We start from the raw sequence: 16,217 nt of genomic DNA, 5'->3' as shown, positions 1-16,217 counted from the left end.
ACTTGAGATGGTGGCGCCAGCTCCAGATAGGACACAAAATTAATACATTGGAATTAATTTATCACTTAAAATCCCTGCTCCAAATGCTTGACAGCCGTGAACAGGTGATTACACTGTGTCCATATTCTCGATCGAACAAACGCATGAATTTTCCTTCTGGCTGAAGCACCTGAAAGATGATGTCACGCGGAGACGCCTGCTATTGCGGCTGCGAAAAGCCAGCCTCGGCAATCTCGGGGACACTGCCCCTGTTGGCGAAGGCGTCATGGAGATGCGGGAACATTTCGGCCCGGGTTGGCGCATGTACTACCTCCAGCGCGGCTCCAGGCTGATCGTGATGCTCGGAGGCGGCAACAAGGCCAGCCAGTCCAGCGATATCGTCAAGGCCAGGCAACTGGCTGCCCGCGTTCAGGAGTAAACCATGTCCACTACCTCAACTGAGCCTGCGCTGGAACTGACACCTTTCGATGCAGCCGACTACCTCAAGGACGAAGCCGACATCACCGCCTATATCAACTTGGCGCTGGAGGATGGTGACCCGGCCCTGCTGCTGGCCGTCCTCGGTGACGCAGCCCGCGCACGCGGCATGACACAAGTGGCCGAACAATCCGGCCTGACACGCGAAGCACTCTACAAGGCCTTGCGGCCCACGTCACGGCCCCAATTTTCCACTGTGGCACGCGTCATGCGCGCCCTGGGCATACGGCTGGTGGCGCAAGTCGAGCAAACTGGCTGACTTCCTGCCCCTGAACGTTCGGACGTCAAGGGCCACGTCAGCCCTGCCACTCAACTCACATGCTTGCCAATCAACCCCGCCAGCGCGAACATGTTGACGCTATCCGCGCCCAGCACCGGGCGCAGCTTTGCATCGGCAACGATGGTGCGCTTGTCCTTTGGATCCTGCAGGTTGTGGGTCTTGATGTAGTCCCAGATCTTCTTCATGGCCTGCGGACGCGAGATCAGCTCGTCGCCGATCACGGCGGCCAGCTCGGCGCTGGGCTTGAGTGTGCCGGCAGCCGGAGCGCGTTTCTTTTTCTCGGCAGCGGACTTGGCAGCCTTGGGTGCCTTGGCTGCGGTTGATTTCACCGCTTTCACGGCCTTCGCCGCCTTGGCGCCAGTCGTCTTTGCCGCGGCACTGCCACGCGCAGCGCCCGCCTTGCCGGCACGCGGCTCGAATTCGAAGCCGACCTTGCCTGCATCCGCATCCCAGACCAGGAAGGCCTTGAAGGCGCGGCGCGTGCGGTTGGAAATGAACTTGTCCAGCAAGTCGGTCTTGCCGGTTTCCAGCAGCTTGCTCAGCTGCTCGTGCGTGATCGGCTGCTGCAGGATGATGCTGCCGGTCTTGAACTTGCAAGTGGGCGTTGTCTGCTCCAGCGTGGGCACGGCTTTTTCGCAGACGTAGTTGCTGCCATATTCGACCACGCGGCTGCCGCAGGACGGGCACTTGCCGAGCGACTGCGCCTGACTCAGGTCCAGCAGCTCGCCGCTATCCTCATCGCCCTTGTCGCCAAAGTCGAATTCCAGCTTATGGTTCTGCGACTCCTCGTCAAAGGTGAGCTTGAGTTCGGCGGTGAACGGCCAGCCGGCCTTGCTGCGGAAGCCTTCCAGCGGGCCAACCTGCTTGTCGCGCAGCAGCTGCTCGACTTCGGCATCTTCAAAGGTGCGGCCGCCGGGGATCTTGCTGATGGAGAAGCCGCATCCTTCGCCCGCGCCGTTGGCACCGGTGCAGCTGTAGCGGCGGTAGTTTTCCTTGACCACGCCGCCACAGGTCGGGCACGGCGTCTGCAGCGTGACGTAATCACCCGGCACGGTATCACGATCGTATTCCTTGGCCTTGCGCACGATGCGCTCGGTCATGGCGGCAATGTCCTGCATGAATTCAGCCCGGCTCAGTGCGCCCTGCTCGATCTGCGCCAGCTTGCTTTCCCAGTTGCCGGTCAGGGCCGGCTTGCTCAGCTCTTCCACTTCCAGGCCGCGCAGCAGCGTCATCAGCTGGAACGCCTTGGCGGTGGGGATCAGCTCACGGCCTTCGCGCAGCATGTATTTTTCGCCGATCAGGCCTTCGATGATGGCGGCGCGCGTGGCCGGCGTGCCCAGACCCTTGTCCTGCATCGCCTCGCGCAGCTCGTCGTCCTCGATCCACTTGCCAGCGCCTTCCATGGCTCCGAGCAGCGTGGCTTCGCTGAAGCGTGCCGGCGGGCGCGTCTTCAGGCCCTTGGCCTGGGCCGATTCGGTCAGCACCTGCTCGTTCGGCTGCACCGGCACCAGATGCTTGCTGTCCTTGCCATCCTTGTCGTCAGCGGTTTCGCTGGCGGCTTCCTTGCCGTAAATCGCCAGCCAGCCCGGATTCACCAGCACCTTGCCGTCGCTGCGGAAATGGTGCTGCTGCACTTTCGTGATGCGGGTGGTGACCATGAACTCGGCGCTCGGGAAGAACACCGCCATGAAGCGGCGCACCACCAGGTCGTAGAGCTTGCGCTCGGCCTCGCTCAGGTTGCCGGGCGCCTGCAGCGTCGGGATGATGGCGAAGTGATCGCTTACCTTGCTGTTGTCGAAAATGCGACGGCTCGGCTTGATATAGCCCTTGTCGATCGCCTGGCGCGCAAACGGCGCCAAGTGGCTCATGCCGCTGTCGGCCAGCATGGCAAAGGTCTGGTGCGCCACGCCCAGATAGTCCTCTGGCAGGTAGCGCGCATCGGTACGCGGATAGGTCAGCGCCTTGTGGCGCTCGTACAGGCTTTGCGCCAGGCTCAGCGTGGTCTTGGCGCTGAAGCCGAACTTGCCGTTGGCCTCGCGCTGCAGGCTGGTCAGGTCAAACAGCTGCGGAGAGGCCTGGGTGCTGGGCTTTTTCTCTTCGGTGACGCTGCCGGTCTGGCCGCGCACGGCATCGACAATCTCCTGCGCCTGCTGCTGGTTCCACAGGCGATCCGCCTTGGCCTCGGCGTCATCGCTCTTCTTCCAGGCCGGATCAAACCACTTGCCCGGGTACAGGCCAGCCTGCGCGGCAAACTCGGCATGCACCTCCCAGTAGTCGCGGCTGACGAACTTGCGGATCTTTTCCTCGCGCTCGACCACGATCGCCAGCGTCGGCGTCTGCACGCGGCCGACGGTGGTCAGGAAGAAGCCGCCATCGCGCGAGTTAAACGCCGTCATGGCACGCGTGCCGTTGATGCCGACCAGCCAGTCGGCCTCGCTGCGGCTGCGTGCGGCATCGGCCAGGCCCTGCATGTCGGCATTGCTGCGCAGCTTGTCGAAGCCGTCGCGGATCGCCTGCGGCGTCATGCTCTGCAGCCAGAGGCGCTTGACCGGCTTGCCCAGCGGCTTGGCGCCGCCGGCATACTGCTCGATCAGGCGGAAGATCAGCTCGCCCTCGCGGCCCGCGTCACAGGCGTTGATCAGCTCGCTCACTTCCTTGCGCTTGACCAGGCGGGTCACGGCATTCAGGCGCGACTTGGTCTTTTCCACCGGCTTCAGGTCGAAGTGCGGCGGGATCACCGGCAGGTGGGTAAAGCTCCACTTGCCACGCTTGACGTCGTATTCTTCGGGCGCCTGGATCTCGACCAGGTGGCCGACGGCGCTGGTGACAATGTAGCGATCGTTCTCGAAATAGTCGTCATGCTTGCTGAAAGCGCCGGCAACCGGCGTCAGGGCGCGCACAATATCTTGCGCGACCGAAGGTTTTTCCGCGATGACCAGTGACTTGCTCATGGGATGATGGGATTCCTGTATATATCTCGTGCTGCGGCCAGCCGGTACGCTGCCAGTGGCGGCAGCATACCGCAGCTGACGCACAATGCGCAGCAACATTTCCTTTTTATAAGCTACCACAAGCTGGCAGCCCGCTGCCGGCCTGCCCTGACAAACCGATTTCCGCATGTCCGCCTCCCTGACCCTGAACTGGCCCGCCGAAACCCTCTGGAGCCAGATCGAACCGCACTGGCCCGGCTTCAGTGTGGAAGTCCTGCCCCGGCTGGACTCGACCAACAGCACGCTGATGGAGCGCGCCCGCGCCGGCCAGGCCTGGCCGGTGCTGCTGGTGGCCGAACAGCAGACCGCCGGCCGCGGCCGCATGGGCCGCAGCTGGGTCAGCGAGCAGGCCGTGGGGCAGTCGCTCACCTTCTCGCTGGGCGTGCCGATGGACGAGGCCGACCTGTCCGGCCTGTCGCTGGTGGCCGGCTGCGCGCTGGCACAGGGACTGGACCCGCTGCAGCGCCACGGCATCCAGCTCAAGTGGCCGAATGACCTGTGGCTGCAGCAGCGCAAGCTCGGCGGCATCCTGGTCGAAGTCTGCATCCTTGGCCGGCAGCGCTACGCGGTGATCGGCTGCGGCATCAATGTGGCGCCGCCGCCGGTGCTGCCGCCAGCCGCCGCCGGCCAGACCAGCGTCACGCCACCGGCCTGGGTGCAGCAGTTTGCGCCAGACGTGCTCGCACCCGAGGTGCTGCTGCAGGTGGCCATGCCGCTGGCACTGGCGCTGAAGCAGTTTGCCGTGCAGGGTTTTGCCCCCTGGCAGGCCGAGTTTGCCCGGCGCGATGCCCTCGCCGGCCAGCTGGTCCGGCTGTCGGATGGCAGCGAGGGACTGGCCAGCGGCGTCAACGCCCAGGGCGGCCTGCTGATCCGCCAGGCCGACGGCCAGCTGCACGAGGTGCTGAGCCAGGAAGTCAGTGTGCGTCCGGCCGGCGGCTGAATCCGCTACCATGCCAGCAACAGCCGGAGCCTTCCGGCGCACGGAATTGCCATGAACCACTCTCCTGTTTCCCCCGCCGTGGTGCATCTGCTGGACTGGCAGGCCGCCCTGGCCAGCCAGCCTGATGGCCTGTCCGAAGCCGCCCAGGACGCCGCGATTGCCGACTGGGCACAGCGCTGCTGGCTGGATCTGGCCGTCGTGCTGCCGCACCAGCACCACGCCGTGCTGGCGCACCCGGGCAATCTGCAGACCGCCGCACGCTGCTACCTGTACGCCGGCGAAGCCGCCAGCGGCTGGCTGCACTCGCCGCTGCACGGCACGCCCGAGGCACCGCACTGGAACGCCGACAGCGCCGCGCTGGCCGATGAAGCGGCACGACTGGCGCTGGGCCGCGGCTTTTGCGCCGCCGATGCCGCCGTGCTCGGCCTGATGGGCGCGCTTGCCGCCATCGATGCGCGCAGCAACACCCTGCCGGAGGATTTCACGCGCCAGCGCCGCCATTTCCCGCTGCTTGGCACGCCGCGCGCCCTGCCCTTTGCCAGCATGCCGCGCAGCCTGCGCCAGCCGGCACACCCGCATCGGCTGTACGCGGTGATGGGCGATGCCGACTGGGTGATCCGCTGCCTGGAGCTGGGCGTGAAGCTGGTGCAGCTACGCCTGAAAAACCCAACACCCGGCGAACTAGACGCGCAGATCGCACGCTGCGCCGAGGCTGCCAGCCGCCACGGCGCGCTGCTCATCATCAATGACCACTGGGAAGCTGCACTGCGCCACACGCTGCACCGCAACAGCCATGGCATTTATGGCATCCACCTGGGGCAGGAAGACCTGCAGCAGCTGTCCGATGCCGATCTGGACCGCATCCAGCTGGCCGGGCTGCGCCTGGGCCTGAGCACGCACAGCCTGTGGGAACTGTCACGCGCGTTGCGCACACGCCCCAGCCACCTGGCCTGCGGCCCGGTGCACGCCACCACCACCAAGGACATGCCCTGGATCCCGCTGGGCGACAGCAACGTCGGCTGGTGGGCGCAGCTGCTGCATGCCGATGCCGGCAGCGACCATCCGCCACTGCCGCTGGTCGCCATTGGCGGCATGACGCCGGCGCGCGCACAAGCGGCTGCTGCCGCCGGCGCAGACATGGTGGCGGTGGTGAGCGACATTACCGGCGCCGCCGATCCGGCCGCCGCGGTGCAGGCGCTGGATCAGGCGATTGCCGTCGGTCAGGCGCAGCATGACGCACAGCCAGCCCCGACCTGGCCGGAGCCGACGCTGCCAGCCTGAGCACACCAGGCGCTACGGCGCGATCAGAACTTGCGGAACACCAGCAGATTGCGCTGCGCTTCGGCCTCGCTCATGATGTCGGTGCTGATGCGTGTCAGGCCGGCACGGCCGACGTTCAGGCGCATGTTCTCGTCCTTGGACGCCAGCTGGATCACGCTGTTGCTGGCATCCCAGCGGAAGCGGCCATTGCTGGTAAAGCTGTAGGGCTGACCACGGCGCTTGACGGTAGTGGACAGCGTGTAGGTGTTGCCGCTGTTGAGCGTCAGCACCTGGTCGATGCTGGTGCAGCCGGCTGGTGCATTGCTCGGGCAGCTGCTGCTGCCGATATAGCGGCCGGGCCAGTTCACGCTGTAGCGCGCACCCTGTACCGGGGTGGGAGCGACCTGGGTGACACCGGAACCGGTGCTGGGGCCACCGGCACAGCCGGCCACGATCACGGCACCGGTCGTGGCCAGGGCGGCCAGCGCCAGGCGCGACCAGGAGGAAAGGCTGAAAATCTGCTTCATGAGGGGTATCCTGTTGCGGGCATGCGCCGGCTGGCGGCATGCAAGGCGAGGTAATGGCATCGAATGTACCCCTATCTGCCGGCAACTCCCGCGATCCGACAAGTCCTGTTACGATTTCCCCATGACCATGAGCACTTCTCCCGCCCCCATCGGCATCATCAGCGCGCTGCGTGACGAACTGTCGGCCGTGCTGCTGCGCATGCCGCCTGAAAGCCAGCAGCGCATTGCCAACCGCAGCTTCCGCCAGTGCCACTGGCACGACCAGCAGGTGGTGGCGGTACTGTCGCGCATTGGCAAGGTGGCCGCTGCTACCACCGCCACGGCGATGATCGAGCGCTACGGCGTGCGCGCCATCGTGTTTACCGGCGTCGCCGGCGGGCTGGGCAATGGTGTGAACGTGGGCGATCTGGTGGTGGCGCGCAGCTTTCTGCAGCACGACCTGAACGCCTCACCGCTGTTTGCGCGCCACGAGGTGCCGCTCTACGGCCTGACGCGCTTCCGCACCGACACCGATCTGAGCGATGCCCTGGCCAGCGCCGCACGCCAGGCGCTGTCGGAGCCGGCTGGCCTGCTGAGCGAACAGGCGATGCAGGACTTTGGCCTGCACGCGCCGCAGGTGCACGAAGGCCTGATCCTGAGTGGCGACCAGTTCATCAACACCGCGCAGGACAGCGCGCGCCTGCTGGCCGAGGTGCCTGATGCACTGGCCGTGGAAATGGAAGGCGCTGCCGTGGCGCAGGTCTGCCACGACTATGGCGTGCCCTTTGCCGCCATGCGCACGATTTCAGACCGCGCCGACGACCAGGCGCATGTAGATTTCCCGCGCTTTACCGAACAGGTGGCGAGCCACTACAGCGCGGCGGTGCTGGAACAGCTGCTGGCGCACTGGCCGCAGCCGGACTGAGCCTCAACCCAGCCGCGCGCGCAGCCGCTCGGCGTAGCCCTGCAGCACCTCGAAGCCCGGCTCCTTGCGCGGCCAGCTCAGCGCGATGCCGTCATCGGCATGGCGCGGCACCACGTGCAGGTGGAAGTGGAACACGGTCTGGTCGGCTTCAACACCATTCGCCTGCAACAGCGTGATGCCGGGCGGGTCAAACTCTTCGACGATGGCCCGGGCGATATTTTGCGCCGCCTGCATGACCGCCGCTGCTTCCTCGGGCGTGAGTTCCAGCAGGTTGGCCGCATGGCGCTTGCTGGCCACCAGCACATGGCCGGGATTGACCTGGCCCAGGTCCATGAAGGCGATCGTCAGATCGTCCTCATGCACCCTGGCAGAGGGAATCTCGCCGGACACGAGGCGGCAGAAAATGCATTGTCCGGGCGGGGAGGTATCGACAAACTTGGGCATGCTGGTTCAGATTCGGATCGGAATCTTCCGAGTGTGCCGCAGCCGGGGCGGCCTGCAGGCCACCCCCGGGTAATCACCGAGCGCGTGCCAGCACCTGCGCCAGATAGCGGCCGGTATGGCTGGCCGGTTCGGCCGCGACCTGCTCCGGCGTGCCCTGCACCACCACGCTGCCACCGCCATCGCCGCCTTCCGGCCCCATGTCGATCAGCCAGTCCGCCGTCTTGATCACGTCCAGGTTGTGCTCGATGATGACGATGGTGTTGCCGGCATCGCGCAGGTGGTGCAGCACCTTCAGCAGCAACTCGATATCGCCAAAGTGCAGGCCAGTAGTCGGCTCGTCCAGGATGTAGAGCGTGCGACCGGTATCGCGGCGTGACAGCTCCAGCGCCAGCTTGACGCGCTGCGCCTCGCCGCCCGACAGCGTGGTCGCGCTCTGGCCGAGCTGGATATAGCTCAGGCCGACATCGAGCAGGGTCTGCAGCTTGCGCGCAATCGTCGGGACCGCGCCCATGAACTGGTAGGCCTCCAGCACCGTCATTTCCAGGATCTGCGCGATATTCTTGCCCTTGTACTGCACCTCCAGCGTCTCGCGGTTGTAGCGCTGGCCGTGGCAGACGTCACAGGGCACGTAGACATCGGGCAAGAAGTGCATCTCCACGCGCTTCACGCCATCGCCCTGGCAGGCCTCGCAGCGGCCGCCGGCCACATTGAAGCTGAAGCGGCCCGGGCTGTAGCCGCGCTCGCGCGCTGCCGGCATCTCGGCCATCAGCTCGCGGATATGCGTGAACAGGCCGGTGTAGGTGGCCGGGTTGCTGCGCGGCGTACGGCCGATCGGCGACTGGTCGACGTTGATCACCTTGTCAAACTGTTCCAGCCCGTCGATGCCATCGTGCGCCGCCGGTTCGGCATGGGCGCGGTGGATCTGCTGCGCGGCAGCGGTGTAGAGCGTGTCGTTCACCAGCGTGGACTTGCCCGATCCCGACACGCCGGTGACACAGGTCATCAGGCCAACCGGAATCTCCACCGTCACGCCTTTCAGGTTGTGGCCACGTGCGCCACGCACGGTGATGCGCTGCAGGCCCGGATGTTCGGCTGCAGCCACCGGCGCCTCGCCCTGCGCGCGCGCCAGCGCAGCGCTGCGGCGCGGCTTGGCCACTTCCTGCACCGGCGCCGGCAGCCAGGCGGTGCGCCTTGCCGGCACGGCGATCTGGCGCGTGCCGCTCAGGTACTGCCCGGTGAGCGATTCCGGCGCGGCCATCACCTCCGCGCATGTGCCCTGCGCCATCACCTCGCCGCCATGCAGGCCGGCGCCCGGCCCCATGTCGATCACGTGGTCGGCGGCGCGAATCATGTCCTCGTCGTGCTCCACCACCAGTACGCTGTTACCCAGGTTGCGCAAATGCACCAGGGTACCGATCAGGCGGTCGTTGTCGCGCTGATGCAGGCCGATGCTGGGCTCGTCCAGCACGTACATCACGCCAGTCAGGCCGGAACCGATCTGGCTGGCCAGGCGGATGCGCTGTGCCTCGCCACCGCTCAGCGTCTCGGCGCTGCGCTCCAGGCTCAGGTAGTTCAGGCCGACATCGTTGAGGAAGCGCAGCCGGTTGGCAATCTCGCGGATCACCTTGTCGGCGATCTCGGCCTTGGCGCCCTGCAGCTCCAGGGTATCGAAATAGGCCTGGGCGTCACCCAGCGTGACCTGGCCGATCTGGTAGATGGCGCGGCGCTGCTCACCTTCGCCAACAAACACATGGCGTGCCTCGCTGCGCAGGCGCGTGCCGTGGCAGCTATGGCAGGGCTGCACGCTGCGATAGCGCGCCAGATCCTCGCGCACCACGGCCGATTCGGTATCGCGGTAACGCCGTTCCATGTTCGGGATCACGCCCTCAAACGGATGCTGCTTGACCACTTCCTCGCCCTTGCGCGCGCCACTTTCCATCACGTAGCGGAAGCGGATCTTCTCCTCACCGGAGCCATGCAGGATCACCTGGCGCACCGCTTCCGGCAGCTGCTCGAATGGCGTGTCCACATCCACCTGGTAATGCTGGCAGACCGATTCCAGCAGCGAAAAATAGTAGCCATTGCGGCGATCCCAGCCCTTGATGGCACCGCTGGACAGGCTCAGGCCCGGAAACGCCACCACGCGCTGCGCATCGATCACGTCCACATGGCCGATACCCTCGCAGGTCGGACAGGCACCGGTCGGCGAGTTGAACGAGAACAGGCGCGGCTCCAGCCCGGCAATGCTGTAGTTGCAGACCGGGCAGGCGTATTTGGCATTGAACCAGTGCTCCGTGCCGCTGTCCATTTCCAGCAGGATGGCGCGCTGCTCGCCCAGGCGCAGCGCGGCCTCGAAGCTTTCCGCCAGGCGCTGGCGCACATCAGCGCGCACCTTCAGGCGGTCAATCACCACGTCGATGCTGTGCTTTTCCTGCTTGGCCAGCTCCGGCAGGCTGTCCACGTCCACCACCGCGCCATCGATGCGGAAGCGCACGTAGCCGAGCGCCTGCATCTGCGCCAGCTGCTCGTGGAACTCGCCCTTCTTCTCGCGCGCCAGCGGCGCCAGCAGCATCACGCGCGTGCCTTCGGGCAGCGCCAGCACCGCATCCACCATCTGGCTCACGGTCTGCGCCTGCAGCGGCAGGTCGTGCTCCGGGCAGTACGGCGTACCGGCGCGGGCATAGAGCAGGCGCAGGTAGTCGTGGATTTCGGTCACCGTGCCCACGGTGGAACGCGGGTTGTGGCTGGTCGCCTTCTGCTCGATGCTGATCGCTGGCGACAGGCCCTCGATCAGGTCCACGTCCGGCTTGTCCATCACCTGCAGGAACTGGCGCGCATAGGTGGACAGGCTTTCGACATAGCGACGCTGGCCTTCGGCATACAGGGTGTCGAAAGCCAGGCTGGACTTGCCCGAACCGGACAGGCCGGTGATCACCACCAGCGCATCACGCGGAATATCCAGATCCAGGTTCTTCAGGTTGTGCGTGCGCGCACCGCGGATGCTGATGTGGGTATGCGCGCTGGTAGCGCGCGCGGGGGAAATCGGTTTTGCCATGCAGGAGGCAGCCGCTTGACACGGCTGCAGGAAAAAATGGTCAACAGAGCATGATAGCCCAGCCGCATGACGCTGCCAAACCGGACGCCAGTACGCGGTCCGGCGTGGCGCGTTACCATGTGGGGATCAGTTCCCATTACACAGAAGCCACAGGAGACTCCCCCATGCTGAATTTCGACTACCAGAACCCCACCCGCATCGTGTTTGGCCAGGGCAGCACCGCCAAGCTGGCACGCATGGTGCCGCAGCGCGCCCGCGTGCTGGTGCTCTATGGTGGTGGCAGCGTGCGCAGCAATGGCACGCTGGCCGATGTGCTGGACGCGCTGAAGCAGAACGGCCAGCGCTACGTGGCCGAGTTTGCCGGCATCGAGCCGAACCCGACCTTCGAGACGCTGATGAAGGCGGTGCAGCAGGTGCGCCAGGAACAGATCGATTTCCTGCTCGCCGTGGGTGGCGGCTCGGTGATTGACGGCACCAAGTTCGTCGCCGCCGCGGCACGCCTGCAGGACCACGAAGATCCCTGGAGCATCCTGGAGACGCATGGCCGCGTGGTGCAGGCCGCGATGCCGTTTGGCGCCGTGCTGACGCTGCCGGCGACCGGCTCGGAAATGAACGCCGGCGGCGTGGTCACGCGCGCGGCCACGCAGGACAAGCTGTCCTTCAGCAGCCGCCTGCTGTATCCGCAGTTCTCGGTGCTGGATCCGGTGCGCACCTACTCGCTGCCGGAGCGCCAGGTCGCCAACGGCGTGGTCGATGCCTTTGTCCACACCATGGAACAGTACCTGACCTACCCGGTCGATGCCCGCGTGCAGGACCGCTGGGCCGAAGGCATTCTGCGTACCCTGGTGGAAATCGGCCCTGATGCGGTGCACAAGACCGACGATTACGACACCCGCGCCAACCTGGTCTGGAGCGCCACCATGGCTCTCAATGGGCTGATCGGTGCCGGCGTGCCGCAGGACTGGGCCACCCACATGATCGGCCACGAGCTGACCGCGCTGCACGGCATTGACCATGGCCGCACGCTGGCGATCGTGCTGCCCGCCGTGATGCAGGTACGCCGCGAGGCCAAGCGCGCCAAGCTGCTGCAATACGCCGATCGCGTCTGGGACATCCGCGAAGGCAGCGAAGAGGAGCGCATCGATGCCGCCATCGCCAAGACGCGCGCATTCTTCGAATCGCTCGGCGTGCCGACGCGCCTGGCCGACTACCAGCTCGGCACCGAGGCGATCGACCCGATCATCGCCGCGCTGGAAAAGCACGAGATGACGCAGCTGGGCGAGAAGCAGGACATCACGCTGGAGATCAGCCGCGAGATCCTGCAGGCAGCACTGTAAGCCGCCTGCCTGAGCGGCCGGACCGGCATCGCCGCCACGGCGATGTCACCGGGTCGTCACATGCGCTCGCCATCATGGACGCATGTTGACGCTGACCCGTTGTTTCCGGCCATGTCACTGAAGACAGTCCTGCCCTGGCTGGCATTGCCTGCCCTGCTGGCCGGCGTGCTGCTCTGGCCGGATGTGAGCGAGTTCTACCAGCAGCAGCGTGCCGCTCGCAGCACGCCGGGGCAGACCGAAGTCAGCACCGCCCTTGCGCTACCGCCCAACCACGGCCAGACCTATGCCGCCTGGCGCCAGCAGCAGCCTCAGGCCGCCATCAACCTGTTTGCTGCAGACAGCGCACCGCTGCTGCACGCGATCCAGAACTCGCTCTACCAGATCCCCGCCTACCGTGGCCAGCAACTGCAGGTGGTGCAGCAGATCAACTTCAGCGAGCAGCAGGTGGAGATCACGCTGGAAGCTGCGGACAACCCGACGGTACGCGACACCTACCGCTGGCAAGCCGATACCGGCTGGAAATTCAAGCAGCCTGAACGCCTGCGCCGCGATGCCGACCAGGACCGGCGCGTGCCGCTGTCTTCCATCAGTTTTGTGCTGGTGCCCGCGCTGTATGCCGATGCGCGCCAGCACAACGCCGGCCTGTACCAGGAGCGCATCCACCGGGTGGTGTTCCAGGCCGGCACCAAGCGCAGCATCACGCGCATTGTTGGCACCACCCATGTCGGCACGGGCGATCCGACCTTGTGGATCGTGCGACTGGTGGATGACCGCCGCACCCACACCGTGTTCTACTACCCTGACGGCCGCCTTGAAGGGGTGGATCAATCGCGATGAGGCCATTGCTGACCCGTACCCTGCCCTGGCTGCTGCTGTTGCCGCTGGCCGGCTGTTTCGACGCCTTCGGCTCCGTGCCACCACCCGTATCCGCGGCGTCCGAGGCAGAAAAGCGCGCCTATCAGGAGATTCCGGCTGCGCCGCAAGCCGAGCCCCTGGCCGTGGCCGCTCCGGAGCCGCCACGGCCACCGGTATCGCTGCTGCTGCAACCAGACTTGCTGGAGCAGATCGGGCAGCAACTGCAGCAGCTGCCAGAATTTGAAGGGCAGCCGGTCCGGCTGGTGCGGCATGTGAATTTCTACCCGGAGTGGATCGATGTGGTGGTGCAGGACCCGAAACAGTCCAGTCATTACGAAAAATACCGCTGGCAGGATGGTCGTTGGCAACACCGGGGACCAGACCAGGTAGCAAAAGCCAGTCGCCCGGACCAGATGCCGGCGTCACGCGTGCCCTGGCGCATCGCGGCACAGGTCTACCAGCAGGTGCTGGCGGAGGCGGCCAAACTGGAAGGTTCTGGTCCGATACGCTTCATCAACTTCAGCATGCTCCGTCAGCAGCCGCATTTCCAGGCGGTGCTGCATGGCAGCCGGGAGAATCTGGACCTGCAATACCGGCCAGATGGCCGCTTGTTCAGACGCAGGCCGTTCTGAGGCTCAGAGCGGGTAGCCGACGCCGGCCAGTGCCGCCAGCGGACCCACGCTGCGGATCAGCTCCATCTGCTCCGGCTGGCGCGTGAACAGGGCACCGCCAAAGCAGATCGCGCTGAAGGAGATGCCTTCGTACATTTCCTGGGTGCGCGGAATCAGCAGCAGCCAGCCGTCACCGGCGAGCAGGTTGAAGGACGGCATCAGGCCGTCGCTGGCCGGGGCCAGGCCGAGTTCGCTGCAGCCGCGCTGGAAGGCCTGGTGCAGGGTCTTGGCGGCCTGCTCTACCGGCATGCCCTGGATCTCGCCGGTGCGCACGAATACGTGCTGCATGGCCAGGCCCGGGTGGCGTGCCACGGTCTGCGCCTCCGCCTCGGCTGGCAGGCCCGGCTGGTAAAGACGCAGATGCGCCTGCTCATCGGTGCCGGGAATCCACTGCACGTGCTTGTGGCGCTGGCTGGCACCGGCAGCGGTGCCGCCGTTGTACAGGCCCAGGCCGCCGGCTTCGGTCATCACCAGCGCCAGCGCGGTAAAGTCTTCCAGGCTGAGCGGCTCCAGCTGTTCGGCAAACACGCGGCGTGCCAGCACCAGGTGGCGCGGCGTGAGCGGGAACTTGTTGAGGATGATGGTGTGGTGCTCGCCGATCGGGCCGACGGTCAGGGCCGGATCGGGATTGAGGAAGGGGTTGAAATTGGGATCGCGCGGGCCACCTGGCACCGCCACCTTGGCGGTGGCGTCCTTGGCCGCCAGCGAGGAGACCCAGAGCACGCGGAACTGCATGCCGCCGTCTTCGACCGTGACCTGTTCGGATTGAACCGGGACCAGATCACCGGAGGCCAGCGCGCTGGCGCTGCAGGTGTCGATGGCTTGCATCAGGGGGGTGCTCATGCGGATACTCCTTGTAGTGGACACTGCGCGACCAGCACGCAGCCAGACAGCCTTTCCGGGAAATGGCAAAACCTCTTGAGCTTACCAGCCCGCGGTGGTTCCGGCCAGCGGGGAAGACCCTTGGCCGGGGCAGCACTGCAGCAGCTGGTGGCAATACGCGACGGCTTGCCTGCGCCGCCCTACAATGCGCGTTTTCCTTCGGCAGACAGGCGGCAGAGATGAGCGGCAACAGTGCTTCGCGTGATGGTTTCAGTTCCGGTTTTGGCGTTATCGCCGCCACCCTGGGCTCGGCCGTGGGGCTGGGCAATATCTGGATGTTTCCCTACCAGGTGGGCATGAATGGCGGCGCCGGCTTTCTGCTGATCTATCTGCTGGCCACGCTGGTGGTGGGCCTGCCGCTGATGATTGGCGAAATCAGCCTGGGCCGCAGCGCCCGCAGCAACCCGATCAGCGCCTACCGCAAGCTGGCTCCCGGCAGCGGATGGTGGCTGATTGGCGCCATGGGCCTGCTGTCGGTGCTGCTGATCATGTCTTTCTACTCCAGCGTGGTGGGCTGGGTGTTTGCCTATGTCGGCAAGAGCCTGGGCGGCAGCATCCTGACGCAGGACCGCGCACTGCTGGAAGGCAGTTTTGGCCAGCTGATCCAGTCGCCGCTGCAGGCGCTGGGCTGGCAATGGGCGGTGCTGCTGGTGGTGGGCAGCATCATCACTTTTGGCGTCAGCCGCGGCATCGAGGCCGTGACCAAACGCCTGATGCCGCTGTTGTTCGTGCTGCTGATCGCGGTGGCGGTGGCCTCGCTGTCCTTGCCCGGAGCGATGGAAGGGGTGCGTTTTCTGTTTCTGCCGGATTTTTCCCGGCTCAACGGCCAGGTGGTGTTGATGGCGCTGGGGCTGGCCTTTTTCAAGCTGTCGCTGGCAGTCGGCAGCATGATGATTTACGGCAGCTATTTCCGCCGGGAGCAGAACATTCCGCGCACGGCGCTGACCGTGATGCTGGCCGATTTGAGCGTATCGCTGTTGGCCGGGCTGGCGATTTTCCCGGCGGTATTTGCGCTGGGCTTCAACCCTTCCGGCGGCCCGGCGCTGCTGTTCCAGACGATTCCGGCCGTGTTTGCCAGCATGCCGCTGGGGCATGGGCTGCTGGTGGTGTTTTTCATCCTGACGGCGCTGGCCGCCATTGGCGCCATGCTGTCGCTGGTGGAAGTGCCGGTGGCCTTTCTGCACGAACACTACCGCCAGCCGCGCACCCGCGCCACCTGGTGCGTGATCGTCGTGCTGGCGCTGCTCGGCAGCCTCAGCGCCCTCTCGGCCAGCAGCCTGAGCCAGGTGCAGCTGGCCGGCATGTCGCTGTTTGACCTGTTCGATTTTCTCTCCAGCAAGCTGCTGATGCCGCTGTGCGGCCTGCTCACCTGCATCTTCATCGCCCGCCGCTGGGGCCGCGATGCCTTTGTGCAGGCCAACAGCAACCAGGGTGCCCTATCCAATCAGGCTCTGCTGCGCCGGGTGTACTGGGTGCTGACGCGGATTACGCCGGTGCTGATTGCGGTGGTGATGGGGGTGGGGTTGCTGGGGTAAAGGTCAGTCAGTCTCCGAGGCCATCACGCGAATCCGTAAAACCCGAGCCAAGTACAACAG

Annotated in this window: 14 protein-coding genes; 9 read left to right on the top strand and 5 right to left on the bottom strand. The window is 65.7% G+C overall.

The features are described 5' to 3' along the window. Positions 1-121 precede the first annotated feature (121 nt). Positions 122-418 carry a type II toxin-antitoxin system RelE/ParE family toxin gene (locus ACI3EV_RS00925; protein ID WP_405198053.1) on the top strand — a complete coding sequence of 99 codons (297 nt, stop codon included), beginning with the start codon at positions 122-124 and terminating at the stop codon, positions 416-418. A gap of 3 nt (positions 419-421) precedes the next feature. Further along, complete coding sequence (locus tag ACI3EV_RS00920) at positions 422-736, top strand: addiction module antidote protein (RefSeq protein WP_329770589.1); 315 nt, start codon at positions 422-424, stop codon at positions 734-736. Between the two features lie 50 nt (positions 737-786). On the opposite strand, the gene ACI3EV_RS00915 is transcribed toward ACI3EV_RS00920, so the two are convergent. After that, on the bottom strand, positions 787-3,708 hold the full coding sequence (locus tag ACI3EV_RS00915) for a DNA topoisomerase III (protein WP_329770588.1): 2,922 nt from the start codon (positions 3,706-3,708) through the stop codon (positions 787-789). 166 nt (positions 3,709-3,874) lie between these two features. Between ACI3EV_RS00915 and ACI3EV_RS00910 the strand changes: the two genes are divergently transcribed. Beyond that, a complete protein-coding gene (locus tag ACI3EV_RS00910) occupies positions 3,875-4,687 on the top strand; it encodes a biotin--[acetyl-CoA-carboxylase] ligase (protein ID WP_337691968.1) in 813 nt (270 codons plus the stop codon). A gap of 51 nt (positions 4,688-4,738) precedes the next feature. Beyond that, positions 4,739-5,968: a thiamine phosphate synthase gene (locus ACI3EV_RS00905; RefSeq protein WP_337691969.1), complete on the top strand. Its 1,230-nt coding sequence runs from the start codon at positions 4,739-4,741 to the stop codon at positions 5,966-5,968. 23 nt (positions 5,969-5,991) lie between these two features. Here the strand turns inward: ACI3EV_RS00905 and ACI3EV_RS00900 are convergent, their stop codons facing one another. After that, positions 5,992-6,474 carry a copper resistance protein NlpE N-terminal domain-containing protein gene (locus ACI3EV_RS00900; RefSeq protein ID WP_337691970.1) on the bottom strand — a complete coding sequence of 161 codons (483 nt, stop codon included), beginning with the start codon at positions 6,472-6,474 and terminating at the stop codon, positions 5,992-5,994. A gap of 127 nt (positions 6,475-6,601) precedes the next feature. On the opposite strand from ACI3EV_RS00900, the gene ACI3EV_RS00895 reads away from it, so the two are divergent. Beyond that, positions 6,602-7,378, top strand: coding sequence for a 5'-methylthioadenosine/adenosylhomocysteine nucleosidase (locus tag ACI3EV_RS00895; RefSeq protein ID WP_337691971.1), 777 nt, complete (start codon positions 6,602-6,604; stop codon positions 7,376-7,378). A 3-nt stretch (positions 7,379-7,381) separates the two neighbouring features. On the opposite strand, the gene ACI3EV_RS00890 is transcribed toward ACI3EV_RS00895, so the two are convergent. Beyond that, a complete protein-coding gene (locus tag ACI3EV_RS00890; protein WP_337691972.1) occupies positions 7,382-7,822 on the bottom strand; it encodes an HIT family protein in 441 nt (146 codons plus the stop codon). Between the two features lie 73 nt (positions 7,823-7,895). Further along, positions 7,896-10,877 (bottom strand): excinuclease ABC subunit UvrA, encoded by a 2,982-nt coding sequence (gene uvrA, locus ACI3EV_RS00885; RefSeq protein WP_337691973.1) that lies wholly within the window; start codon positions 10,875-10,877, stop codon positions 7,896-7,898. Between the two features lie 164 nt (positions 10,878-11,041). Between uvrA and ACI3EV_RS00880 the strand changes: the two genes are divergently transcribed. From ACI3EV_RS00880 to ACI3EV_RS00870, 3 genes are all read left to right on the top strand, one after another. Then, a complete protein-coding gene (locus tag ACI3EV_RS00880; protein WP_329770581.1) occupies positions 11,042-12,214 on the top strand; it encodes an iron-containing alcohol dehydrogenase in 1,173 nt (390 codons plus the stop codon). 111 nt (positions 12,215-12,325) lie between these two features. Further along, on the top strand, positions 12,326-13,051 hold the full coding sequence (locus ACI3EV_RS00875) for a hypothetical protein (RefSeq protein ID WP_337691974.1): 726 nt from the start codon (positions 12,326-12,328) through the stop codon (positions 13,049-13,051). A gap of 38 nt (positions 13,052-13,089) precedes the next feature. Continuing rightward, positions 13,090-13,701: a hypothetical protein gene (locus tag ACI3EV_RS00870; RefSeq protein WP_337691975.1), complete on the top strand. Its 612-nt coding sequence runs from the start codon at positions 13,090-13,092 to the stop codon at positions 13,699-13,701. A gap of 3 nt (positions 13,702-13,704) precedes the next feature. Here ACI3EV_RS00870 and ACI3EV_RS00865 read toward each other — a convergent pair whose 3' ends face one another. Continuing rightward, positions 13,705-14,583 carry a phosphorylase gene (locus ACI3EV_RS00865; RefSeq protein WP_337691976.1) on the bottom strand — a complete coding sequence of 293 codons (879 nt, stop codon included), beginning with the start codon at positions 14,581-14,583 and terminating at the stop codon, positions 13,705-13,707. A 218-nt stretch (positions 14,584-14,801) separates the two neighbouring features. On the opposite strand from ACI3EV_RS00865, the gene ACI3EV_RS00860 reads away from it, so the two are divergent. After that, positions 14,802-16,157 carry a sodium-dependent transporter gene (locus tag ACI3EV_RS00860; protein ID WP_337691977.1) on the top strand — a complete coding sequence of 452 codons (1,356 nt, stop codon included), beginning with the start codon at positions 14,802-14,804 and terminating at the stop codon, positions 16,155-16,157. The last annotated feature ends 60 nt before the right edge of the window (positions 16,158-16,217 follow it).

The sequence above is a fragment of the Allobrachymonas wangyanguii genome, from assembly GCF_045055315.1.
Lineage (GTDB): Bacteria > Pseudomonadota > Gammaproteobacteria > Burkholderiales > Burkholderiaceae_C > Brachymonas > Brachymonas wangyanguii.
This window is presented reverse-complemented; position numbering and strand designations above follow the sequence as displayed.

Excerpts from the sequence above, each read along its gene's own strand:
- ACI3EV_RS00900 (WP_337691970.1), bottom strand. The coding sequence starts at position 6,474 with ATGAAGCAGATTTTCAGCCTTTCCTCCTGGTCGCGCCTGGCGCTGGCC.
- ACI3EV_RS00910 (WP_337691968.1), top strand. The coding sequence starts at position 3,875 with ATGTCCGCCTCCCTGACCCTGAACTGGCCCGCCGAAACCCTCTGGAGC.
- ACI3EV_RS00860 (WP_337691977.1), top strand. The coding sequence starts at position 14,802 with ATGAGCGGCAACAGTGCTTCGCGTGATGGTTTCAGTTCCGGTTTTGGC.
- ACI3EV_RS00875 (WP_337691974.1), top strand. The coding sequence starts at position 12,326 with ATGTCACTGAAGACAGTCCTGCCCTGGCTGGCATTGCCTGCCCTGCTG.
- ACI3EV_RS00920 (WP_329770589.1), top strand. The coding sequence starts at position 422 with ATGTCCACTACCTCAACTGAGCCTGCGCTGGAACTGACACCTTTCGAT.
- ACI3EV_RS00915 (WP_329770588.1), bottom strand. The coding sequence starts at position 3,708 with ATGAGCAAGTCACTGGTCATCGCGGAAAAACCTTCGGTCGCGCAAGAT.
- ACI3EV_RS00880 (WP_329770581.1), top strand. The coding sequence starts at position 11,042 with ATGCTGAATTTCGACTACCAGAACCCCACCCGCATCGTGTTTGGCCAG.
- ACI3EV_RS00890 (WP_337691972.1), bottom strand. The coding sequence starts at position 7,822 with ATGCCCAAGTTTGTCGATACCTCCCCGCCCGGACAATGCATTTTCTGC.
- ACI3EV_RS00895 (WP_337691971.1), top strand. The coding sequence starts at position 6,602 with ATGAGCACTTCTCCCGCCCCCATCGGCATCATCAGCGCGCTGCGTGAC.
- ACI3EV_RS00905 (WP_337691969.1), top strand. The coding sequence starts at position 4,739 with ATGAACCACTCTCCTGTTTCCCCCGCCGTGGTGCATCTGCTGGACTGG.
- uvrA (WP_337691973.1), bottom strand. The coding sequence starts at position 10,877 with ATGGCAAAACCGATTTCCCCCGCGCGCGCTACCAGCGCGCATACCCAC.
- ACI3EV_RS00865 (WP_337691976.1), bottom strand. The coding sequence starts at position 14,583 with ATGAGCACCCCCCTGATGCAAGCCATCGACACCTGCAGCGCCAGCGCG.